This window comes from Candidatus Omnitrophota bacterium, assembly GCA_028715965.1.
In the GTDB taxonomy this organism is placed as follows: Bacteria; Omnitrophota; Gorgyraeia; order Tantalellales; family Tantalellaceae; genus JAQUQS01.
In genome coordinates this window covers 51,691-74,640 of record JAQUQS010000004.1, presented here as the reverse complement: position 1 = coordinate 74,640, position 22,950 = coordinate 51,691, and the positions used below count along the sequence as shown (strand labels likewise).

Genomic DNA, 22,950 nt, shown 5'->3' with positions numbered 1-22,950 from the left:
CTGTTATTCTTTGGATGGGCTTACTTCCACCGTAAAAACCGTCCCTCTTACCGCTACGATGGAGGTAGGTGTCTGGATCTCAAAAGTGGACCCCCCACTGTCCTTTAGGCTTTCGACCTTAACAAGTATCTTCCCCACGGCAATATCCAGCAAGGTATCTTCCGTACCCTTATCTGGGACAAGACTAAGCTCATCGACCATGATCTGGGTATTTTCCGACAGGTCAACTTCCGCGGCTGTTTTGCCCTTTTTACCGGCAAGCTCAATGGTCGCCTCGCTATCCGTATCAGTCACCAATACATCCCCCTCCTCAAGGGTCATGCCTATTTGTGCCGAAACGTTCTCTTGCCCCGCTTTCTTTATGATATCGACTTTTCCGCTTATAGCGGTGATCTTGCCCGTACGCCCGACTATATCCGAGAGTTCACCGTCTTCTCCACCAAGTTCAGGCAACTGACCCCGGATTTCTACGCCATCATCCCCGGCAAGCAGTTCTTTTTCTCCATCAAAAACTCCACCAATACTGATATGTTGTCCGTTAGTAAGTATCGTGAGATTTGACGGGTCAAGCGCTACGCCCTTGAACGTATTCACCAGGACCTCTCCCTCGAACACGAATACTTTTGTGTGATACTCGCCAGGTTGGAACCCTTTTTCGAATGTCCCGGTCGAAGGATTCCATGTAAACCCTCTGGCGGACAACGCATCAATAACGTTCTGCCGATCCATCGGACCTCGCTCCGTCTTCTCTTTTTTATTCTCTTTATCTTCTTCGGAACCTACGCCAGTCCCGGCCGACGCGCCCTCAGCATCATCTTCTTCCTCTCCTGAAACGCTCAACTTCTGCGCATTCCCGGAGCTCTTTTTCTTCTTTGAGCCACTGTCCCCCTCTTCGTCCTCGCCGTCATCCACGATCGTCCCGCCGGCGTCCTCATCAGAGATATCATCCGAACCGTCATCTGTCCCACCGCTATTTTCGTCATTATCCTCATCCGTGGACCCATCGGTCGAGGTGCCGCCATCACTACTTCCATCTTCGACCGAGGTGGAAGCGGCCATGACCGTGGGCTCAGGGTCATCCTCTTCTCCCCCTGTCTCGCCGGCCATATCATCACCCGCGTTCTCGATGCTAGTTTCATCTCCCGACGTCTCCTGTCCGGTGTTCACGACGTCCCCCATATCCTGGTCCCCTATATCGTTGTCTCCCGGGGCCTCATCCAACAAAACGGTTTCATCCAGTGTCTCGCTACCTTCTCCCGGCACATTATTGTCATTGTCGACCGGATCATCCTGTGGCACCGAGGGCGTGAACCAGTACGAATTACCCCCTCTATCAATAGAACCGGCCGGGTCGATATAGAGACCTTTATCGTTGAACGAATCTTTTACCGAAACATTAGCTATAGACATGCTCCCTCTCGCGTCTATATGCCATTGGGTCCCATCGGAAGTACTGGAAAGGATCACCTTATTAGCTTCTGTCCCGCCAAGCGTCAATGCCCCCGATACTACCTGGGTTCGTCCCGCCGCGAACCTCAACGTCTTGCCTGGAGTAACGCACTTGAGATCATAAAAAGTGTTCGACCCGTAAATGGCCCCTGTACCGGCCCCATTGAAAGTAACAATGGATGTACCCGCGTTAAATATGCCACTATTGGTCCAAGCTCCCGAGAGCCTGATATCCGATGATTGGCCGTTAAGAGTTACGTTACTTGATATCCCGATACCGCCGGTAATGTTGAACATCGAATCCGACGCGTTATAAACCGCGCTTTGGCCGCTGTTGGCCAGAAGAAGTATCCCTTCAGCCCCGTTAATATCGTTAAGATACGACGTCCCAGTGGACGTAATGCTTATCGATCCCGAACCCGTCGTGGAAACCACTGATGAGGACTGGTCATAGCTTCCCAGGGTGCTTATATATATATCCCCGTACCCGACACTTACATCACCCGTCAAAGTAAGGCTGCTGGGAATATGATCTCCGTAAGTCCATAGATCGCCGCCATATACACTTATACCGCCCAATTCCATATCTCCCGGGGCCTCTAGAACGACATTATCCGCGTAGATAGTCCCGCTATTGGCGATAAATCCGCCGTATCCATTGGCCATATCATCATCCATATAGAACCTAACGGAACCGAACGCCAGGCCTTCCGCTCCGATATCCGCGTTCTGCAATATGTTCCCGCTGGTACATATCTCCAGATATGGGTCGTTGATACCCGTTATCACCCCGTTCAACGTAACGGAGCTCGGCTTTCTGGAAGACCCGATTATTATATCGCTCCCGTCATTTATCGTAATGGCGCCCAAATCCATATCCCCTACACCGTCTATCACTATATCCCCGTATGACTCGATTATCCCCCCGGTCTGGGTGAAACTTCCCGTGCCATTGCCATCATAATCCGCGAACAGCTCAACTTCATATCCATATATATCGTCCCCGATAAGGATATCTCCGTCGGAATATATATCGATGTCATAGAACCCATATAAAGGCTCCAAGGTCGACACGGAAATCGGAGCCCTGCCCAACGCCCCCACATAAAGTCCTCCACCATAGACATTGGTCTCAGTAAGGGACAGCGGTGAATCCGTCTCGATATAAAAATAATCCGCGTATACATTTCCTCCCACGGTACTCATCCCGGCATTTGAGTCATAGTCCGGGTAGAACCTGACGTTATTGAATACCGTAGAACCGGAACCTATATCCCCGCCCAGGTTGATATCTCCGTTCGAATATATAGAGATGTCCCCGCCTCCGGCGGCACCGCCCACACCAATATCGATCGTTACGATATCCGGAGTGCGATATTCTCCTATGGTCATGTCCGCGCTATCTCCCAGATAAACATAACCCAGGACCATCTCCCCGGAACCATCTATGGATAGGTCGCCATATGAAACTATACTGCCGCTTACCTGCCGGAAGGCCCCTGACCCGTTATCGTCATAATCGGCCATTATCCACATGCTAGCGTTAGAGGACAGTTCATCGTACATGTTTATGTCCACGTTAGCATACATTCCCACATAAGTAGCGGCCCGCACTCTCCCGTCCTGGGTTATAGAATCCGGGGTATATCCCGGCTGCCCAACGTAAAGAGCTCCCGCGTCATTGGCCAGTGTGCCGTCCACCACAATATTGTTCTGCGCGAGTACATATACCAGGTCAGCGTAAAAACTTCCGTGTATATTGCTGAGCGCGGAGTTATCATCATGGTCCAGGTAAAGGTGGATGGAGTCGAAATAATAAGTTGAACCGCCCACCGCGCCTTCGACACTTATCCCGCCATCGGAATATATCTCAAGACCGCTTTGGGACCCACCGGGATATAACGTGCTTATCGTCCCGGTCACGACTACCGAGCTCGGGGCTTCCCTTGAACCTAAGTATATAGTGCTTTCGTCCCCGCAGGAGACGTCATAAAGCTCCATATACCCGGCGCTATCCAGGTAGATATCCCCGCCACTGGCCAGCGTGATGCTTCCTCCGTCCTGCACAAAAGTACCTCCCTCGACAGAAAGGTCCGTTCCCGATGTCCGCACGGTACCACCGCCCTGGTAATAAACGTCCGTGGCGGTAAGCTCGTACCCGTCACCCTGTGTCAATTGTCCCGTGTACGAAGCATCTATATGCATTTTTGCCACGGTGATATCAGAATCCCATGTGACACTTTTCGTGCTAACGGAACTCAAAAGTACTTTGCTAAAGATCGATGGTGCGGCTAAGGCGCTCCAGTTAGCGGCATCCGACCAATTATTGGTCGTTCCACCGCCCGTCCATACGTTGTATTCCCTGTAAAAATCGGGGGGAGCGGCCCTGCTTTGTATGACCCATTGTCCGCCGGTACCGTCCGCGGTAAGATCCCATGTAGAGAAAAGATCGCTATCCGCGTCGAAAAGGTCCGGAAGACTGGCGGCCTTCAGCGCCGTACCGTCATATGAGTCAGGTGTCTCGAAGTACATCCCCTGTATATTTGTGGAGTTAAACCACAGGCAATCATTGTATTCTCCCCCGGCATCCCATCCTACCAATCCGCATTCACGCGGCCTGGCTCCCGTGGCCGAAGCGGTCCCCGTTGCGAAAGAGTTATTGATAATGGTCGTCCCGTCCGCGTCGGCCCGGACCAAGCCTATCAGCCCACCCGCCATAGCGGGATACTCATCGGTAAGTCCGGCCACCGCCGTAACATCTCCCGTAGCGTAGCAGTTGTTCATTGTTACGTATGATTCAGCGCCATTTGAGGAAAATTGCCCCATCAACCCCCCGGCACGGGCCTGCTGTGTTCCCGTAGCTGAAACATCACCTGTGGCGTAACAATCTTCCACGTTAACATCGGCATTGTACGCGATATACAGCCTGCCTATAAGTCCCCCGGCGAGAACATGGGTGAATGTGGTATTACCGGAAACGTCCCCCGTGGCGTATGAATCAGTAACGTTACAAACGCTTCCCAGGTTGAAATCAGCCAGCTCTATGGACCCGATAAGCCCTCCCACGAAATTATATCCTCCCACAGAATCCGCGGAGACATCGGCAGAAGAATCGGAAAGCGTTACCTCGATGGTCCCCGCGGCCGATGTATATAACTGCCCTATCACCCCTCCCACATAGCATTTGCCTAGGCTCGATGCCCCGGTTACGGTCCCCGCAGTACTGATCCCGCTTACGCCCCCGGCGTTCATATATCCAGTTAGACCTCCGATAAACGCGTCACCTGAACTGGTAGAGCCAGAAACTGTTCCCGAGAACGATATGTCGTTGAGATAAGCGCTATATGCCAACCCCGCCACACCCCCAAGATTATAAGAACTTACGGCGTCACTGTGCGTTATGCTGGCCGAAGAAAGGGAAAGATCCTGGATCGTACTGGCAAAGACCACTCCGAACATCCCTATATTGGTATCGGTACGGTCAATGTTAAGTCCGGATATCTCATACCCCGAACCGTCAAATGTCGCGGAGAAAAGCGTCAATGGCTTGAACCCCTCATACACGCCACGTGTGCTGTTCCAATTCCAGCCCGTCGTCGCCGCCGCGTCAATGTCATTCGCAAGGGTATATGACACGTCATAGTCCAGCAGGATCATCTGCAGCTCTTCCAGGGTCGTTATGGTGTCCGTCCATTCCATCTGGAGGTGCGGCAGACCCGCCATGATCCACGTTCCCGAACCCGCCCCGGTCCCATCGACCGTGAAATCCCAGTTTGTATATATCTCTGAGCTGCCGTCAGTGAAATACTCGGCTATTTCTTTCAACGTATCCCCATCGGCAAGTGAACCGACACCATCAGTATTCGAAGCGTTATACCACCTGCTGGTAGAGACATCCCTATCGATATCAATATACCCTCCCAGCCCACCAACATAATTGGTCGAGCCGCCCGTTGCGGTGGCCGTTCCCAGAGCAAAAGAATCCACGGCATCCGCCGTGGACATTATAGCCGCGTCCATATACCCGACCAGGCCACCAGCGTATGTCGTTCCCGCCCCTGTAGCCGACGCGTCTCCCGTAGCGTACGACCTTGTAATGGTCGCGTCCCCATTTGAGATCGCGTCATTATACGCAATGAGCCCTCCCGCGTAAGTACTAGTACCTCCTGAAGCGGTAGCATTTCCCGTGGCGTACGAATCCGTTATGAGCGCATTATCTTCAGTGGTCGTGTTATACCCTATTAACCCTCCCGCGCATACATCACCCGTTCCGCCTGAAGATGCCTGGACCTCGCCCGTAGCATAACTACCCGTTATGTTGGCACATGGAAGCGATGGTCCTCCTTCAAAGGCATACGCCACATTCTGTCCGACCAACCCTCCCGCCATAGCATAAAACGATGAAGCTGTCATCGAAACCGAGCCCGTCGCATAACAATCCGCGATATCCGCCGACCCGCCACCGTTCGCGGAATTCTGGGCTATCAACCCACCCGCATAACCAGAGTGAGCGTTCACTGACACATCAGCCAAAGAATATGAACTCGTTATATTCGCCTCTTGCCCTAACGCGCTGGCCTCGTTGCAACCTATTAACCCACCGCCAAACGCAACCCCACCTGGTCTGATAGCATCAACAGAACCGGTTGTATATACGTTAGTTACTAGCGTATCCTGGGCATATCCGGATAAGCCGCCCACATAGGCATACCCGGTCGACACAGTAGCAGTTATGGAGATATCTTCTAGCCCGACGTCAGATAATGTAGCGCCGGAAACATATCCAAAAAGGCCGGTATAAGACTGTGTGGTGTCCACAAAAAGTCCCGAGACCACTTTACCCCCCCCATCAAATGTGCCCGTGAATTTCGACACATCATCCCCGACAGGAACGAAACCTTCACCTGAATTCCAGCCGGCAGTCGCCGACGCGTCTATATTGTTGGCAAGTTGGTAATCCCAACTGAGGTTATCCTGCATCGCCTGAAGCTGTGTTATATCGTATACCATCCGCGGGATACTGGTCCCATCACCGACCGCCCTCACAAAAGTCGTGGAGCCGTCGCCAAGTGTCTTGAACGTATCCACGCTGAATGTGTTCGCCGCGTCACACGTAAAACTTATCCCTGCCGCGGTGGTCGATCCTATCGTAAAAAGATCGACCCCGGAGATATCCTCCAAAGTACTATTCTCCCCCGCGCTTATTGAAAGGTCTCCGCCTGTAAGCGTCAAAGCCGTTCCGGAAAACATGGAGAACGAGCCGGTACCATTACCGTCCATGTCAGCGTTTATGTCCATATTGTTGGCCTGCAGGGTATTGCCGGTATATACACCGATACCACCCGATGAGCTTAATGATATATCTTCGGCAACATTCAGGTCACTCACAACCGCTACATAAGAATTCGTATGATCCCCCGTAACATTCCCCACATAAAGACTACCGCTAGTAGACACTATTCCGCCCACCGATACGCTCCCGGAGCCGTCTATGGATATATCATAATCAGCGGTTATAGTTGAGCTGGAGCTTTGCGTGAACGTACCCGAACCGTCGTCATATGTGCCGCTGGCATCGGTGGAATCGGCATAGAAATAAAAGCTACCTTCCTCCAGCGTCATGTTAGCCTGCACATTTATGTTCCCCGTCGCCCAGAACGTCGTATCCCCTGATCCCGTCCAGTCGCTCGTTATGTTCACTTCCTCAGGGTCGAACACCATGCGGCTCGCCTTGTAGAACCCCCCGAGGTCAAGGTCATACGCCGCGCACACATTTATCTCCCCCTCAGGCGCTATTATGGAACCATGTGAGTACATCGACCCGTTAAGGGCGTGGAGATCGACAAGCCCACCTTCCATCGTCTCTATCGTTCCCTCAAGAGATATGTCCCTCTGGGCCTCCACGTATACGTCCTGCGCCGTCATCTCCGATGTCTCCTCGGCTCTTATCGACCCTTCCTCCGAGATCACTCCTATCATGCCCCCTACGGCTGATATCCCACCCCCGAGGGTTATATCACTCGAGGAGGTTATACTTATCTCGCCAGCAGTAGAACTCATCGTATCCGCCTGCACTATACCATCAAGATTTATAGCGTTCCTGAATATGTCCGTGAGCGACTCGGCGCTTATAGCCACTACCCCGCCGTCGGCTATGATCGAACCGGTATTCGTTATCTGGTCGGTTATCGGGTTCCCGTCCATATCATGTATCGTCGACGCCACCTTCTCGTCTATCGCGACACTTATAAGCCCGTCACTCGAAAGCGCGAGTGTCACCGCGTCTCCCGCGGCCAGGTGTATACGCCCCATAGGCGCCACGATCATACCCGAGTTCTCTATCGCTCCCGCTATAAGGACGCCGAACCCGCCTTCACGCACGTTTATCGTGCCCGCGTTCTTAAGGAGCGTATCCAGCGCTTCCTCCGAGATCTTCTGGAAGAAATACTTCCCGTTAACAAAATCAGAGTTAGTGATATCCCGCGTGGAAAGCACCAGACTGCCAACGTCGATATTCGCCGTCGACGCGAGATATATACCGCTAGTGTTCACGAGTATGAAAAGCCCGTTACATGAGATGGCCCCCGCTATGTTCGACGCGCCGGCGCCGATAACACGGTTAAGTATATCCGCGTCTATCCCCGGCAGGTTTATTATCACTGACTCCCCCTCGGCAAGGTCGAACGAGGAATAATTCAGGATAGTGCCGGCGTCGGCGTTTATCGTCATCGTCGCGCCTTCTATGTTAACATCCGCCGCGCCTTCCACCACCTCAACGTCCTGTGGGAGAGAATACGCCACCTGAGCGTTCAAAAAACTGAACACCACAAGTACGCTCACCGTTCTCTTCAGCAGTCCCGTCATCTTCATCTCTTTGCCCCTAAATAATCCTCCTACGCCTATCTACTCATATCCTATCTGGCTACGGGGGATAAAAAAACCCATGACTATAATAGCCATGGGTCAATGTATACCTTCTCTCTTTGGCAGCTGACTACCGTAACCCCTTGAGGTCTTAGGCTCTTATAGCTTTGCGCCCTTCCGCTTTCACGGAGGTTGCCTTTTTCAAAAAATCCATTTAAAAGAACCAGTTTTAGTATCTATATTAAGTATACTTAGATTGTTATGAAATGCAATTAAAACTGGATTTTTATTTAGTTAATTATTATTTAATATTTACTTTCATGTATTTTATATATATAAGCGTATTTTATAAATTTGACATAATAGGTAATTTAATATATACTACATCTTGAGGAGGTTAGAAAAACTATGACTACATATCGAGATGGATTGGGTCGTGAGTTTATCGAGTTGAATCGACTTTCAACTGCCTTAGGCGTTCCAACTACTATAGTCAAAGATGAGATACGAGATAAACGCCTGCTTGCCATAAATCATGAGAACAGCTTATATGTATTGAAGAACGATGTTCAGAGGGAATATCCGAACATAAATGTTGAGACTTTACTCGGCTTTGACGGCCCGGCACCAAACTCCGGATGGCTGTCCTCCAACGATGACGATGACAGCCAGGGAGACCAGCCGCACACACATGACATCCCCCTCACCCGGGATATCGATATGTATTCACAAGACGGGAAAACCGAGCTTCTGCTGGGAAAGATCGAACAGGTCCGTTCGGTCGTCACAACACTGGAAAAGTCTATTTCTGATATCGCTTACCTGCAAAAAGACACTAAGACACTCACTCAAAGGCTTGATGAGATACATAACGCGTTCGCTACCACCAACGAAAAATTATCCGCGATACCTCGCCCAAAAAGAACATCCCTATTGCGAGTATTGACCGGAGCGATACTTCTCTCTTTCCTTTTCGCGATAATGGCATACAACAGTCTCTCCCTGAAAAAAGTAGAGGACACCACATCCGGCTCAGTGCTGAAAAAGGATGAAATGATCTCGTTCCTTACCGCCAAATATGAAGAACTTTCCTCTGAACACGCTTCATCGATGAAAACCCACATATCGGACCTGAACGCTAAAAATCACGAACTCGAACGATTGAACGCTATAATCACAAGCCAGAAAGAAACAATAAACGACCTGAACAATTCAAATCTGGAAAAAGAGGCGGAGATAGAAATGCTGCTTTCAGAGGTTGAGAGTTCTGGCAAGTGGACTAAAGACTAGAGTTCGGATTTATACCCTACGCCCGGGACATTCTTTACTATATCAGCGTATTTGCCGAGTTTTTCCCGTATATGCCGTATGTGTACATCAACCGTACGCTTTACGACGACTTTCTCGCTTCCCCATAAATGCTTTAATATAGCTTCCCGGGTAAAGACCTGCCCGGGCGATGCGCACAGAAGTTTGAGTATCTTGAACTCTGTAGGGGTAAAAACAAGGGATTTGCCGTTCAAAATGACTTCATGCCGGGTTTCGTCTATGCTTAAAAGATCACCGAATCTTATAGTACTGTCACTCTCTTCTTCCGGCCTTTCATAGCGTTTAAGGATGGTCTTGACACGGGCCATAAGTTCTCTGGGCATGAATGGTTTTGTCACATAATCATCAGCGCCCAATTCCAGCCCGAGGACTTTGTCCACTTCTTCGTCTTTCGCGGTAAGCATCAGTATGGGAATGTTCTTCAGAGCGGGATCTGAACGCATGTGCTTACACACGTCAAAACCGTCCATATCAGGCAAGATCAGGTCAAGTATAAGAAAATCCGGCGTTTCACTCTTCAAGGAGTTAAGAAAACTCCCGGCGTTCTTGAAACAACGCGACAAAAAACCGGCCTTCTCAAGATGTAAAGATACGATTTTCAGGATGTCCGGGCTGTCATCCACCACAGCCACTAGCTTTTTTTTCTCCACGACTCCCCTAGAGTTATGTTCATTTTATATAAGTTTATCTCACACCAGCTTATAAATCAAATATTAGTTTTGAAATAATGGGCTGTTCAAACAGGCTCGAAATTCTCACCAGCAAACCTAGTTTCAAACTCTCCAAAAGGCTGTATCCAGCCGTTATGGAACCCACATTCTGACATTTTACGAAGGACCGCATCATACTCACTTTTTTTGATTTTACGCGAGACTTCAGGCATCCCATCAGCGCGATAGGCCGGATAGTACTGGCTCATAAGGCTCAAATAAAGATCTGTCCCCACTTGTGACTCAAGGAAATCAAGCGTTAGATCTGTCCCGGATATCCCGTTCGGAAGCATCAGAAGACGCACGATGAGTCCTTTGGTCATGATGTCCCCGGAAAATACCGGCCTGGTCCCCACTTGCCGTATCATTTCTCTCACTACGGCACGATTATTTTCGACATAATCCGGTATACCGGAGAATTTCAGGGCCCATTCGTTGTCGGCATATCGCATATCCGGCAGGTAAATATCCACGATACCTTCCAGATCGGACAGTACATCGACCAGGTCATACCCTCCCGTATTGTACACAATAGGGACAGACAACCCGCGGTCTATAGCCGGAATTAACGCTTCAAGTATTTGTGGCACGTACGGCGTCGGGGAAACCAGGTTTATATTATGGCATCCCTTATCCTGCAGGTTAAGCATGACATCCGCAAGCTCCTGGGCGGAAAGCTCCCTCCCCATGGCGGCCTGGCTGAACTTATAGTTCTGACAATATACACATGACATATTGCAGCCAGAAAAGAATATGGTCCCGGAGCCGTGTGAACCTGACACGGGAGGCTCCTCACCATAATGCGCCATATAAGTATAGACCCGGGCACGCATACCCGCGCCGCACTTCCCGCGTTCTCCATTACGTCTGTTCACTGAACATTTCCTGGGACACAGCCCACATGGATCCATGCGCTTCTGAAGCCGTGATAAAGCCTTTTTGATGAGATCTGTTCTGGTAGCCGTTTTCATGGAAATAAAAAGGGCAGGTCATTCAAGACTGCCCTTTTTCCCGTATTGTTGCCGGTCATTCCCGTATAAAGACCTTATGTATCCCCGAACCTATCCGCCTGGCGTCCTTACCCAGGCCGCTAACGGTCTCTCCGCAACCTGCCGCTAAAAGAGACGCTGCAAGCAATGAACATAGAACTATATACTTGACCATATAACCTCCATACGTGTTTTCATGAGATCCCCGCGCTCACCCGGTCCGGGCAACCTCGTGGTCATTTTTTCTCTTTACCTATCTTAACAATGTTGGCCAACTTACCATAACATATTAACGTATCGTTCACGTCGAGGCTATCGGTCGCGTGAGGCGCCGGAATGACACTGGTCCCCCGCTCAATAGCCAGTATAAGAATATCGTTCTGCCTGAAAGATGAGTTGATCAGCGTTTTCCCTATGTCTACACACTCTTCCCCCAGCGTCACTTCAGCTATCCCGTATCCTTCAGCCAGATGCAATATCTCTTCGACCGGGCGCTTTGTGAACGTGGGGCTCTTTATCAGCTTTTCCTGTATCTTCTTCGTGAATTTGCGCGCGAATACCTTATTTGACGACAACTTGATTATAACAAGCACCACCAGAAGTATGGCCGCCATGTTGATCAGGACAGGCGTGAACAACATCCCACCCTTGAAAAAAGACATCATAAGCGTAGTTACGATGGAAACCAGTCCCGCGTTACCTGTTATCATCAGGAAGATTATGATATTCCTTCTTATGTTGTTATTGACGATAAGCTCAGAATCCCTGGTCGTAAACCCCGTGCCGGTAAAAGCCGATAACGTCTGAAAAAATGCTTTGTGCTTTTCCAGGCCTGTAAGGTTCAAAGCTACCGACGTTATTTTTACGATCAAAGCGGATATGATTATCACAACAATAACGGGAATAACGAATATAAGACTCATTTTCTCACCTCGTGTCCTCGAGTTCCCCCACTAACTCCTCAAGAATATCCTCTATGGTCACAATGCCTACGATCTGGGACATCTGGTCGGCGACAATACCCATCGGTTGTTTCCGATGTCTAAGTCTCGCGAGCGCTATATCGAGCCCGTCATCTTTATCGAGATAGACAAGCTCCCGCATGAATTTCTGTACCGGCATATCGTCCACGCCGGCCCCGTTCGTATAGAGTATATCATATATGTTTATGATGCCAACTATATTGTTCTTACGTTCCCGGTATACCGGGATCCGGGAAAATCCGGTCAGCGCTACAAGTTTTTTCAGGTCTGACACGGGATCCTCCGCGGATATCGACGATAGCCTGTAAAGAGGGACCATTATAGATCCCGCCTTCTTTGTCCCAAAATCCAGGACCTTGTGTATAAGTTCCACTTCGCCGGCTTCTACCGTGCCCATTTCATGCCCGAGATAAAGCAGTTTTTTCAGGTCACTTTTCGTCACCGTGGGCCTGGTCCTGGCCTGCCCTCCTCTTATAGGGGAAATGATGCGACGAGCGATAAAATTGACCACGCTTATCACGGGGCGGAATATCTTATTGAAACTGCCGATCGGATATACAAGACGTAAGGCCATAGTGGTCGCGAACTGCCTGGCCAGTATCTTGGGGATTATTTCCGCGAACATCAAGGTGAGGGGCACCATTATCAAAGTCACAAGCACTGATACTGTCTCTTGGGGGAAATACTCCATGAAAATACGCGTAGCGAGGACCGATGAGATGACAACCGAGATATTCGTCCCGACAAGGGTGGTCCCGAGATAAGCGCCCTCGTCCTTTAGAAAATCATGTAAACGTATAGCTGGCCTGCTGCCGGCGTCGACAAGGGACCGAAGCCTTACCCTGTTCACGCTGGTGAACGCCATCTCCGAGGCCGTAAAGAACGCATGGAAAAATATGGCCGCGACAACAAGTATCGTATAAAGTGGTATCATGATCTCTCAAATGTCAAACTGGTTATTCTGTTCTTGGAAACATCCCTTACTGTTATGGCAAACCCATCACATTCTATGCGATCTCCGGCCTGAGGCATACGGCCGAACTTTAGCGTGAAATACCCGCCTATAGTATCCACCTCATCCGAGACCAACTCCGTACCAATCTCATCGTTCACCTTATCAATATGGGTCTGTCCATCGACCAGGTAGGTTTTCTGGTCGATCTTCCTTATTGGTGGAGGCTCGTGGTCTCGCTCGTCCTTTATCTCTCCGACTATCTCCTCAAGCACATCCTCCACCGTAACCACCCCTGACGTGACTCCATATTCATCGGTAACAATAGCAAGATGCGTATGTCTACGCTGTAATTCCCGCAGGAGATCGTCTATCTTCATGCTCTCCGGGGCAAAAAACGGTTTTTTAAGGATCTCCCTGACGGGCACGTTCGGGTCCAATAAATATTCTTTGGCATGTATGATACCCACAATGTTGTCTATTGTGTGGACATATGCCGGGTACCTCGAATTTTGGCTGTCCTTTATCTCACGCACCAGGTCTTCCTTTGGCGCGTTAATGTCCAGGGCCACTATATTTATCCGCGGCGTCATGATATCCGCCACGTTCAGCTCCTTGAACTCCAGTATATTCTCGATCATATCCTGTTCTTTTTCCTTAACGACCCCCCTGGTCCTCCCCAGAGAAAAGAACGACTTGATCTCGTCAAGCGTGATATTCTGCTGGGCCGACGATAGCTTGAACCCGAACGTCCTGAGAATGGTATGAGCAATGTTAACGAAAACCAGACGTAACGGGGAAAATAGCATCTCGAAAAATCTGAGCGGCAACGAGACTGTTTTCGCGAAATGTTCCGCGTTTGACAACGCGAACATCTTGGGAGTAACCTCGCCAAATATCAATATTATGACCGTCATGGAAACAATGGACACACCAAGGCTTTTTTCCCCTAAAAGCGCGTACATAGCGTCCGCGAGAACGGAGCTGGCGGCTATGTTAACCAGCATGTTGCCTATAAGAATGGTAACCAGCAGCTTATACGGCCCGGAAAGAAGCGAGACCACCCTGCGCGCGGCAGGAGAGACATCCGATTCCAGTTGTTTGATACGGAACTTGTCCAGGGACAGAAAGGAGGTTTCCGAACCGGAAAAGAATGCGGAAAACCCGAGTAAAATGCAAAAAATTATTATATCCACTTTTTGATGAAATGTGATGCTGAGATAATATCCGTAGCGGAGGCCTACGCCTCCGCTACGGATAAGATCATTAACTAATTATTCTGTTCCGCGGTCGTCTTAGCTGCGGTAACCGGCATCTCCACGGTGCTTACTGTGGCATCTTTAACGGTCTCGACAGTACCTTCGACCGGGGCGACAACTATGTCTTTAGCCTTGTCAACATCCCCCGTCAAGGTCTGGCCGGTAGCGTTAAGCGTATTGCCGACGGTATTTACAGTCCCCTTGGCGGCCGAGCCTACGATATCGGCTGATTCTTTTACTACATTAGCCGGGTAATTTATCGTAGCCCTTCCAGCGTCTTTAGCTTTTTCCTTAAGGCTTTTTTTTGCGCTTTCCGCGCTGCAGGTCAAAGCCCCTATACCCGCCACCAGGACAACTACGCCTATGGCCGCGAATATCTTTCTGGTCGTGTTAGCGTTCATCCTTTTCTCCCCTTTCGTCTTGTATAACTAGTTCAACCTTTTTCTAACCATATCGCTGACGGTCTTTCCGTCAGCGCGTCCTTGCGTCCGGGCCATAACCTCTTTAATAACACGGCCCATATCCTTGACAGAGGAAGCGCCTGTCGATCTCACGACATCCTCAACCACTACTAAGACCTCTCCCTCAGGCATCTGCGCGGGCAAATACCCCTCCAGTATCACAAGTTCCTGTTTCTCTTTATCCGCCAGGTCGGACCGGCCGCCTTTTTCGAACTGGTCGATGGACTCAAGATGTTGTTTGACCATCTTACGTATTACCGATATCGTCAGATCGTCGGACAAATGGTCCTTGGTCCTCTCCTCGATCTTGCGATTCTTTATCTCCGACATTATCATCCGGCAAACGGATAATTTTAACTTATCGCCGCTTTTCAGGGATAGATTAAGTTCTTCCGCGATCTTTTTTTCGAGCATTGCAAACCACCTCACATGTTCTTATTGCGCCGTCAGCGCTGGCCTTGATGTTCATAAGTTTCTTTTTCGCGATAAAACCCTGTATAGGATTCAGGTTGTCTATGATAAGCCGGCCGTTAAGGTGGTCGTATTCATGTTGCGCGGCTCTCGCGGCCAAACCGTCAAGATCCCTGAAAAAACTGGTCCCATTGCTGTCCTGAGCCTGTATCCGGATCCTTGCCGGACGTTTTACCCTAACGGTCACCCCTGGAAGGCTAAGGCATCCTTCGTCCATGGCCTCCAGGTCCGCCGATCTTTCTACGATCTCGGGATTGACGAAAAAACACAGGTCATCGTCCACATCCGTGACGAATATATTTTTGTCGAGACCGACCTGGGGAGCGGCCAGACCACACCCCTGGTTCAGGTACATGATATTAGCCATTTCGCGCAAAACATCAGTAAGCCATTTTCCAAACTCTGTTACTGGCTCCGTCCTTTTTCTCAGACAATCGTCCGGGAATGTCCTTAAAGATAATCCATCCATTACTTGATCTTGCATTGGTTGTTCTTTGCCAGAGATATGGTCCTCATCGAAAAGTTATGGCTTTCCTTCGTTTCCAGCAAGCAATAGGAAAGAATGACCAGACCATCCCCCACCTCACCTTTCCGGGCAGCGGGACCATACAGTATGATCCGTCCGGAATTCGGCTTTTCCTCTATAACATACGTCGTGAAACGCTCTCCGTTGTTCGCGTTAAGCACGTGTACCTGTTCTCCGGCCAATATATCCGAAGCTTCCATGATCGTCTTATCGATCCCTATACTGCCATCATATTGCAGTTCCTTACCTGTAATGACCGCGTTGGTGATCTTTGACTTACATAATGTCCTAAACATGTTAACTCTCCTTATTAATTACATGAATGTTCAGCGATGCCGTTATTTGATCTGCTGTGTATCATCCTGGTCTGCCGTAGAACTGGTCCCTATCGGCGTTTTGCTTATGTTGGTCAGGCTATCCCCGTCAAAATACAGATACAGGTCTTCAGTGAGATATCCTGCTCCTACAGGAAGACCGGTATATTTGGCGTTATAATACCATTCCTCTCTTGTCGCTCCCCAATCTGCGGACTCGACCGTACGTTTTACGCCAGGCTGGCCATAGATATTCATGACCTGGCTCTTCGACATGCCGCGGGTCAAACCTCCGCTTAATGGATCTTTTATCATGCGGCCGGGGGACGGAACATCTATCTCCGCGCATCCGACCAAATTCATTGCCATCATACACACCGCGACTGCCATAAAAATGGACCTCAAAGCACACCTCCTGTAAATGTGGCTAACACCTGACATCATTGACGGAACCGTAAAGAAGATCACAAAGGTATTTAAGGAATTTATTTTTGTCTCGGTCGGATATATCCATTATCTCGATACCGACGTCATATGGTGAGCTGTCTTCAAGACTTTTCTTTGCCTGCCACGCAACAATGCCCTTAAGAACAACTGGAGCGTTCTCCCCGGGCAAAAAAAGTTCCAGATCAAGGTTCTGGGCTATCTTAAGCTCTCTTAAGATCTCTATACCCAGACCGACGGGGGATACGTTCTTGACCTGCGCCGTGACCCCGCTTACACCACTGCAGCTAACGTTGATATTCAAGGGCACATTGACCCTTAAAAATCGTCTTCTCTCAGGTAGTTTTTGCTTCATTTGTCACCTATGCCGAGAAGTATAACACACAAAACGCCGTTACGTCAAGAATATCTATAATATTATATATATAACAAAAGCGAGCGGTTATAAACCGCCCGCTTTCGCATTTTCCCTTGATCCCGCTTACTTCGCAGCTGGCATATCCGGCGTAATGACCGGTTTGTCATACTGCCCTACCGGGAACGTTGCCATGTCGACAACGCCTGATGCCGTCCGCGCGAATGCCTTACAGCTACCCTGCCACAACCCCAGGAAAAGTCCCTTTACCGGGTTCGACGCTTTCGACTCATCTACTATCCTCTTAGGTATCTCTGTCCAACCGAAAACGGCATTAGAAAACCCTCTTTCCGCTTTCTGTATGGGCCCTACGGGATATGTCTTGGCGGTCGATGCCTTAGCGGATGGCGCATCCGCGGCTATGGCCGTTAACGAAAAAGACATCGCAAGAACTAACACCAAAAAAACCACAAAAAACTTCTTCATTATTAGTCCCCCTTTCAGGTTTTCATGGAATATATCATAACGCGGACAAAAAGTCAAACGCATACAATCAGTTACGGACTTTACGCTCGTATGCTTTTATGGATAAGCGCCTACAAGGGCCGGAACGCCTACTCTCCCCGCGCGGCCTCTCCACTTGTTACCCAATTACGAACAAGAAGCACGACATCCTTGTCCAGCTCAAAATACCGTCTTCCGTTATGTTCATTGTACTTTCCCAGATAATCGCTGATATCACGGCAAACAGCGACTTTACTGTCGGGGTTATTGAGTTTGGCCGCTTTTTCAATCTGGGAAAGGAATCCCGGCGTAAAATTTATATCGTTCCTTCCTGTAACGATAAGCACAGGGCCTGGCAAAGCTTCTACGGCACCGATAAAATCCCTCTGCAGTATATTGCGGAATTCAGATACAGGCATGTTCATCGCCTTAAAGAACATAACTCCGCCTTCGGTCCTGCCAAGTTGATCAAAGAAAGCCAGAGTGCCATCCGGAACATTACTCCCCACTACCGCGTCCCCGCGTATGATGGGATCTCGGGACATATACTTGCCGATCATCTCCTTAACATCGGACACCGTCACGCTCGATCCTAAGGGAGTTGCTTCCGGCAATCCTAATACGATACATCGACCGGCATATTCCTCCCCATCCACCGACCTTACAGCCAGATATCCACCTCCTTTATACCCGGCTATACACATTCTGGCCTGGTCTATTTTGGGGTCCTTCATCATGAATCTTATAAAAGACCTTATATCCTGTAACTTCTTTTTATCGTCCATTCCCCCTATACTGCCTTGGCTTTTCCCTCGACCGGGGCCATCATAAGTGAAGAAAGCGTATCCGGCGCTATTCAGCTCCGCCGCCATAGCTTTTATCATTTCCTCTTCCCCCAGCGGTACCGGCCCGTCGTCCGGTATAAAAAAGAAAGCACCGTACTTTTCCAGCTTGTCAGGGTACCAGGCCCGACCGGAAAGCACACGGTTAAAACTGTCGAAATATATGTCTTTTTGCGCGCCGTAAGGCCTGCGAGAATGAACAGCTTTTTCGATATACAGGGTCGCTGGAGCCGGGGAGAAATTTTTCTCCGTCATATCGGACGAGAGATACAAACTGTTCCTGACCCCGTCAATCACACCATAGACCTTATGCGCGAATTTCCGGATACGCTCGACCGGGTCTTCCGTAACCCCTGTAAGCACGTACTTTCCCCCATCATTGAACACTATCATGAGGGGTTTATGGGTGTAACGTGACATATATAGGGTTATATCCTCTATATACTCACCCGTAAGAATAAAGCGATCAGCTTCTACCTTTTTGCCTAATACCGTAATATAGCTTTCATCGTCGTACCTCACGGCTATGGACCCCATAAGCGGAGCCAACGGGTCCTTGAACGGTATGATCACATGGAAATATTGCGTTCCCTTTTTCCAGTAATTATACATTTCCATAAGCGGCATATAGGATACGGCTCCCTCAGGGGAGAACTCAAGGCTGTCAGTTGCCACCGGGAACTTGTTCAGGACAAAGAACCGGGGATGTTCATAAAAGAGATAATCCATACCATCGGGCCTGATGTCCGCGATAACAAGCCTTTTCAGGCCGCGCTGACCTAACGCCTCTTCACGCGACCTCAGGAACTTTACAGCGTCTTTTTTTAAGAATATCTCCTTACGCACACGGGAATAACCATAAGAATCGTCCGCCCTATACGCGCTTCTATACACGATCTTATCCTCTGTCACATACCTGTCTATCTTTACATAGGCCTTGGTTATCCCGCCGTTATCCTTGAGTTCATATTCATACCAGACATGACCCGACATATCGATATATACTAACGCGAGAAGGAACAGCAGGAAGACCGAGGCCGTTGCCAGAAAGACCATTATCAATAATTTCTTCATATGAGCTTCAGCCCCTTGAGCGTATATTTCAATTCTATGTTCTCCGCGAACTCGTTCCTGGCGAAACTATCGCGCGAAGCTATTCGCTCGATCATACCTTCGGGGCAATTACGTAGCGGTTGGCGGAAAGAAAGAGTTTCCCCCGGGGCTATGCCTTTACCAGCGCCCAGGTCATCATAAAGCTTATCATGCAATACCGCGCCGGCTTCATCCAGTGGTTTGAGCCACGCCTTATATACAACTGTACCGTCATCCTTCACGAACCCGACCTCCAGCAATATGGAAACTATGGTCTTGCCCGAATTGTTCTTTACAGCCCACTCCAGGATCGGCACATCCGCGTGGTCGCCTTCAAGCTTGACCCGGATATTGGATATAACGACTTCGTTACGAAAGATATCGGCGGTAAGTGAATATATCGAGAACCTGTATTTTGAAGCCAGGCTATCCTTCCTCCACTGCCCGTACAGTAAATACCCCGCAAGGGTGGAAATGAACACCAGAGCGATTATCCCGGAAGAGAATATAGCCACAAAAACGTTCTTTTTCTTTATGAACATACCATTTCCCCTAAAGAGACACAGCCGGCATGACTTTCAGAAGTATGTCGCCAAGATCACATCCGACATATTTCGCCACGACCGGGCATTTTGCCTTGAATATGAAGAAAATACGCCGTTCGGCACTGCCGGCAAGGGTCTCGAAATTTCCCTGCCCCTTACTGATCACCATATCGGCTGTATTATAACACTTAATAAGCTCTTCGTTGCATTTTTCTAATATGGTGCCTGGGGCCCGGCATCCACTGGAGATGACCCTGCATACCTTGTCTAACCCTATATATACAGCGTCTTCGATGGTAACGTCGTTGATTATCGGGCCTTCCCGGACAACTGCCGTTACATTTTTTCCCATGGTCTCTATCAACAGCTTGTCCATGACTATCTCGCCGGCATTGTCAAGCAGGTACAGGATATTCCGGGCGGAGCTGACCTCCTCCCGGAAGGCTTTGTAATCAAACACCGCGAAGTCCCTATCCGCGCATTGTTCCAGTTCCTTTTTGACATCGAACACATGGGAAACGCCATAATCGATTATATTGCCGGCGACAGCCATCCTCACCGCCAAAAGCAGCGGGTCCCGCGCGGACCGCAGTGTATTTTTGAGCTCAGGGTACAACGCGAGCGCCATTCTATTGTTGGAAAGCTTTACCTCTTTATATATATCTTCCTTCCCCATGATTTCCGCTACCATGTCATATATCTGTACCGAGGACTCCGGGGGGGACGAACTAGGATCAAAAGCAGAGATCAATTCCTGGGCCTTTTTGGCAACAGACCCTAAAAGACCGCTATCAGCGCCGGCGAACCCGGCCGCGTCTCGAGCCTGACGGATAAAACATGACATACATTCCGGATATGTTCTCAAATTATCTCCTCTTTCAGGATGATCTGCCAAGGCCGGGACTTAGGAATATATCTGACAGGTAAAGTAATTGGAACAGGCCTATAAGCCGGGTTCTGTAGGCATATGCCCTGTGACCATCCATCTGGGGCTATTATCACTAACAGCCTCTTGCAGCCTACCCGGGAGTTTGACGAAACTAGCAGCTTCGTGACCAGCACGCGCGGTGATCCGCGCATACAAAGTTCCTCCCCTATTTGGCCTTGCTCCGCGTAGAGATTGCCGCGTTTCACCCCCTGACCTCAGGATGCCAGGCATCTAAGACCAGGGACTCGTCTCTGTGGCTCTGATCCTCATCTTGCGATGGACGGGTATTACCCGCTACGCTGCTATGTGGAGCCCGGACTTTCCTCACAATGTACAAAGTACAAAGCGCGGTCACACAGCCTGTTCCAATGAGCTTTATAAGTGGCGTTACGCCACAATTCCATACGCTCTGTTAACAAGAGCGTCTGCTTCTCTGTTCTCGGCCCTGGGGATCTCAACGACCTTGACTTCCCTGAACATCTTGAATATCCGTTTCGCGATACAGTTCAGCTTCAATATGTTCGGATCCTTAACCTTGTATTTGCCCGTAAGCTGGCGGGCCACCAGCTGGCTATCCATACATATCTCTATGTGCCCCGCGCACATATCTTTCGCTTCCAGGAGCGCGAGGATAACAGCCATGTATTCGGCTATATTGTTGGTCCCGGAACCTATAAGCGCCGACAACTCCCCGGCCTTATTCCCCTCGGCATCATAAAGGACCGCCCCAATGGCTGACGGCCCGGGATTTCCTCGCGACCCGCCATCGGTGAATATCTTGAGACTGTCAGTCTTTTGCATAAAGTATCCGGGCGCAATTTTCACAGAACACGATATCTCTTTTTATTTTGACATCGTTCAATACCTGGGGCCTGAGCTGCATGTTACATTCGCCGCAAAAAGCTCCTTTAACTTCCGCCAGAGCCGTCCTCCCCTTGTTCTTTAGGATACGTTCATACCGGTAAAGGGTTTGCTCATCGACGCCGGCGGCGACGACCTTACGGTCCGCCTCCATCTTACTTACCTGGGCTTCAAGCTCTTTCCTGTGATCCTCGATCTTACGTTTTTCCGTCTCGACCAAAGCCGCTTCTTCCCCACAGGCATCCTTTTCACGCGCTTGGTCAGCCTTAGCGTTCTCGATCTCGTCAAATATCCGGATCAGGTCTTCCTCCAAAAGGGAAATATCAGCCTTTATACTTTCTATCTCCGACTGGAGAGCCGTGTATTCCTTGTTGTTCTTGATCTGATAGAGCTCTCCCTCATGCTTCTTGACCTTCTCTTCTTTATCTTTCATTTCAAGTTCTTTTTTCCCCTTGGAGAGCTGCAGTTCCTTCAGTCTTGATTCCGCCGCGTTAAAAGCACTCATTTTCTCGGCCAACTCAGCGTCAAAACCCGCGATCATATCGGGAATGGACGCTATCTCGGAGCGGATGTCATAAAGCTGGGAATCGATCTTCTGAAGTTCGGCCAAGCAATCGATCACGCCGGAATAGTCCGTCTTGTCGCTCATTTTTTTCCTTTTCAATGTAATGGTGGGCGCAGGGGGACTCGAACCTCCGACCTCATGCATGTGAGGCATGCGCTCTAACCAGCTGAGCTATGCGCCCCAAAAATAACAAAAAAGTCAACCACCCAATAGACCGAGGCCTCATCGTAAGTCCATTGTACAGTTGACCTCACATACGTTCATTGAGCGGGGACCAGTATCCCGATGTTAAATGGTGGGGGCACATGGACTTGAACCATGAACCTACTGATTATGAGTCAGTTGCTCTAACCACTTGAGCTATGCCCCCACACTGCAACAACCGACGGTTTTTACAGAGTGCGTATTATATCACAATATTTTGAGGATTTGCAAGAGCAAAAAATAAGGCCTATATAAAGCGAAAGGACAGGCTTTTGCCTGCCCCTCCGTGATCAACTTAATCTT

At 49.5% G+C, this 22,950-nt stretch carries 19 protein-coding genes, 2 tRNA genes, 1 other RNA gene and 1 riboswitch; of the genes, 1 reads left to right on the top strand and 21 read right to left on the bottom strand.

The window, feature by feature from the left end:
- Positions 1 to 3: 3 nt before the first annotated feature.
- A complete protein-coding gene (locus tag PHH49_03350; GenBank protein MDD5487984.1) occupies positions 4 to 8,319 on the bottom strand; it encodes a filamentous hemagglutinin N-terminal domain-containing protein in 8,316 nt (2,771 codons plus the stop codon).
- A 112-nt stretch (positions 8,320 to 8,431) separates the two neighbouring features.
- Positions 8,432 to 8,520: riboswitch (cyclic di-GMP riboswitch) on the bottom strand.
- Between the two features lie 201 nt (positions 8,521 to 8,721).
- On the opposite strand from PHH49_03350, the gene PHH49_03345 reads away from it, so the two are divergent.
- On the top strand, positions 8,722 to 9,603 hold the full coding sequence (locus PHH49_03345; protein MDD5487983.1) for a hypothetical protein: 882 nt from the start codon (positions 8,722 to 8,724) through the stop codon (positions 9,601 to 9,603).
- Here PHH49_03345 and PHH49_03340 read toward each other — a convergent pair.
- From PHH49_03340 to PHH49_03245, 20 genes are all read right to left on the bottom strand, one after another.
- Positions 9,600 to 10,292, bottom strand: coding sequence for a response regulator transcription factor (locus PHH49_03340; GenBank protein MDD5487982.1), 693 nt, complete (start codon positions 10,290 to 10,292; stop codon positions 9,600 to 9,602). The genes PHH49_03345 and PHH49_03340 overlap by 4 nt on opposite strands.
- A gap of 86 nt (positions 10,293 to 10,378) precedes the next feature.
- Positions 10,379 to 11,227: a radical SAM protein gene (locus tag PHH49_03335; protein ID MDD5487981.1), complete on the bottom strand. Its 849-nt coding sequence runs from the start codon at positions 11,225 to 11,227 to the stop codon at positions 10,379 to 10,381.
- Positions 11,228 to 11,577: 350 nt separating this feature from the next.
- Positions 11,578 to 12,264, bottom strand: a complete 687-nt coding sequence (locus PHH49_03330; protein MDD5487980.1) for a hypothetical protein — start codon at positions 12,262 to 12,264, stop codon at positions 11,578 to 11,580.
- Positions 12,265 to 12,268: 4 nt separating this feature from the next.
- Positions 12,269 to 13,258: a hemolysin family protein gene (locus PHH49_03325; protein ID MDD5487979.1), complete on the bottom strand. Its 990-nt coding sequence runs from the start codon at positions 13,256 to 13,258 to the stop codon at positions 12,269 to 12,271.
- On the bottom strand, positions 13,255 to 14,472 hold the full coding sequence (locus PHH49_03320; GenBank protein MDD5487978.1) for a hemolysin family protein: 1,218 nt from the start codon (positions 14,470 to 14,472) through the stop codon (positions 13,255 to 13,257). The genes PHH49_03325 and PHH49_03320 overlap by 4 nt, the downstream gene beginning before the upstream one ends.
- Positions 14,473 to 14,546: 74 nt before the next feature.
- The gene (locus PHH49_03315) at positions 14,547 to 14,936 is read right to left on the bottom strand and encodes a hypothetical protein (GenBank protein ID MDD5487977.1); all 390 of its coding nucleotides are present in this window, start codon (positions 14,934 to 14,936) and stop codon (positions 14,547 to 14,549) included.
- A gap of 27 nt (positions 14,937 to 14,963) precedes the next feature.
- Complete coding sequence (locus PHH49_03310; protein MDD5487976.1) at positions 14,964 to 15,410, bottom strand: GatB/YqeY domain-containing protein; 447 nt, start codon at positions 15,408 to 15,410, stop codon at positions 14,964 to 14,966.
- Complete coding sequence (gene def / locus PHH49_03305; GenBank protein ID MDD5487975.1) at positions 15,379 to 15,936, bottom strand: peptide deformylase; 558 nt, start codon at positions 15,934 to 15,936, stop codon at positions 15,379 to 15,381. The genes PHH49_03310 and def overlap by 32 nt, the downstream gene beginning before the upstream one ends.
- Positions 15,936 to 16,289, bottom strand: coding sequence for an aspartate 1-decarboxylase (locus PHH49_03300; protein MDD5487974.1), 354 nt, complete (start codon positions 16,287 to 16,289; stop codon positions 15,936 to 15,938). Before PHH49_03300 ends, def begins: the two co-directional genes overlap by 1 nt.
- Before the next feature lie 42 nt (positions 16,290 to 16,331).
- Entirely contained in the window at positions 16,332 to 16,697 is a 366-nt protein-coding gene (bamE, locus tag PHH49_03295) for an outer membrane protein assembly factor BamE (protein ID MDD5487973.1), read from the bottom strand.
- Positions 16,698 to 16,734: 37 nt separating this feature from the next.
- Positions 16,735 to 17,106 carry a PilZ domain-containing protein gene (locus tag PHH49_03290; protein MDD5487972.1) on the bottom strand — a complete coding sequence of 124 codons (372 nt, stop codon included), beginning with the start codon at positions 17,104 to 17,106 and terminating at the stop codon, positions 16,735 to 16,737.
- Positions 17,107 to 17,232: 126 nt separating this feature from the next.
- Entirely contained in the window at positions 17,233 to 17,592 is a 360-nt protein-coding gene (locus PHH49_03285; GenBank protein MDD5487971.1) for an exosortase system-associated protein, TIGR04073 family, read from the bottom strand.
- 128 nt (positions 17,593 to 17,720) lie between these two features.
- Complete coding sequence (locus tag PHH49_03280; protein MDD5487970.1) at positions 17,721 to 19,526, bottom strand: hypothetical protein; 1,806 nt, start codon at positions 19,524 to 19,526, stop codon at positions 17,721 to 17,723.
- Positions 19,523 to 20,086 (bottom strand): hypothetical protein, encoded by a 564-nt coding sequence (locus PHH49_03275; protein MDD5487969.1) that lies wholly within the window; start codon positions 20,084 to 20,086, stop codon positions 19,523 to 19,525. Before PHH49_03275 ends, PHH49_03280 begins: the two co-directional genes overlap by 4 nt.
- 10 nt (positions 20,087 to 20,096) lie before the next feature.
- Entirely contained in the window at positions 20,097 to 20,954 is an 858-nt protein-coding gene (locus PHH49_03270; GenBank protein ID MDD5487968.1) for an ARMT1-like domain-containing protein, read from the bottom strand.
- Between the two features lie 65 nt (positions 20,955 to 21,019).
- An RNA gene (gene rnpB / locus PHH49_03265) (RNase P RNA component class A) lies at positions 21,020 to 21,384 on the bottom strand.
- Between the two features lie 20 nt (positions 21,385 to 21,404).
- The gene (locus PHH49_03260; protein MDD5487967.1) at positions 21,405 to 21,818 is read right to left on the bottom strand and encodes a ribonuclease HI family protein; all 414 of its coding nucleotides are present in this window, start codon (positions 21,816 to 21,818) and stop codon (positions 21,405 to 21,407) included.
- Positions 21,805 to 22,527, bottom strand: a complete 723-nt coding sequence (locus tag PHH49_03255; GenBank protein MDD5487966.1) for a C4-type zinc ribbon domain-containing protein — start codon at positions 22,525 to 22,527, stop codon at positions 21,805 to 21,807. The genes PHH49_03260 and PHH49_03255 overlap by 14 nt, the downstream gene beginning before the upstream one ends.
- Before the next feature lie 20 nt (positions 22,528 to 22,547).
- A tRNA-Val gene (locus PHH49_03250) sits at positions 22,548 to 22,624 on the bottom strand.
- Positions 22,625 to 22,736: 112 nt separating this feature from the next.
- A tRNA-Ile gene (locus PHH49_03245) sits at positions 22,737 to 22,813 on the bottom strand.
- Positions 22,814 to 22,950: the final 137 nt, after the last annotated feature.

Excerpts from the sequence above, each read along its gene's own strand:
- PHH49_03350 (MDD5487984.1), bottom strand. The coding sequence starts at position 8,319 with ATGAAGATGACGGGACTGCTGAAGAGAACGGTGAGCGTACTTGTGGTG.
- PHH49_03345 (MDD5487983.1), top strand. The coding sequence starts at position 8,722 with ATGACTACATATCGAGATGGATTGGGTCGTGAGTTTATCGAGTTGAAT.
- PHH49_03330 (MDD5487980.1), bottom strand. The coding sequence starts at position 12,264 with ATGAGTCTTATATTCGTTATTCCCGTTATTGTTGTGATAATCATATCC.
- PHH49_03325 (MDD5487979.1), bottom strand. The coding sequence starts at position 13,258 with ATGATACCACTTTATACGATACTTGTTGTCGCGGCCATATTTTTCCAT.
- PHH49_03315 (MDD5487977.1), bottom strand. The coding sequence starts at position 14,936 with ATGAACGCTAACACGACCAGAAAGATATTCGCGGCCATAGGCGTAGTT.
- PHH49_03310 (MDD5487976.1), bottom strand. The coding sequence starts at position 15,410 with ATGCTCGAAAAAAAGATCGCGGAAGAACTTAATCTATCCCTGAAAAGC.
- def (MDD5487975.1), bottom strand. The coding sequence starts at position 15,936 with ATGGATGGATTATCTTTAAGGACATTCCCGGACGATTGTCTGAGAAAA.
- PHH49_03300 (MDD5487974.1), bottom strand. The coding sequence starts at position 16,289 with ATGTTTAGGACATTATGTAAGTCAAAGATCACCAACGCGGTCATTACA.
- bamE (MDD5487973.1), bottom strand. The coding sequence starts at position 16,697 with ATGGCAGTCGCGGTGTGTATGATGGCAATGAATTTGGTCGGATGCGCG.
- PHH49_03290 (MDD5487972.1), bottom strand. The coding sequence starts at position 17,106 with ATGAAGCAAAAACTACCTGAGAGAAGACGATTTTTAAGGGTCAATGTG.
- PHH49_03285 (MDD5487971.1), bottom strand. The coding sequence starts at position 17,592 with ATGAAGAAGTTTTTTGTGGTTTTTTTGGTGTTAGTTCTTGCGATGTCT.
- PHH49_03280 (MDD5487970.1), bottom strand. The coding sequence starts at position 19,526 with ATGAAGAAATTATTGATAATGGTCTTTCTGGCAACGGCCTCGGTCTTC.
- PHH49_03275 (MDD5487969.1), bottom strand. The coding sequence starts at position 20,086 with ATGTTCATAAAGAAAAAGAACGTTTTTGTGGCTATATTCTCTTCCGGG.
- PHH49_03260 (MDD5487967.1), bottom strand. The coding sequence starts at position 21,818 with ATGCAAAAGACTGACAGTCTCAAGATATTCACCGATGGCGGGTCGCGA.
- PHH49_03255 (MDD5487966.1), bottom strand. The coding sequence starts at position 22,527 with ATGAGCGACAAGACGGACTATTCCGGCGTGATCGATTGCTTGGCCGAA.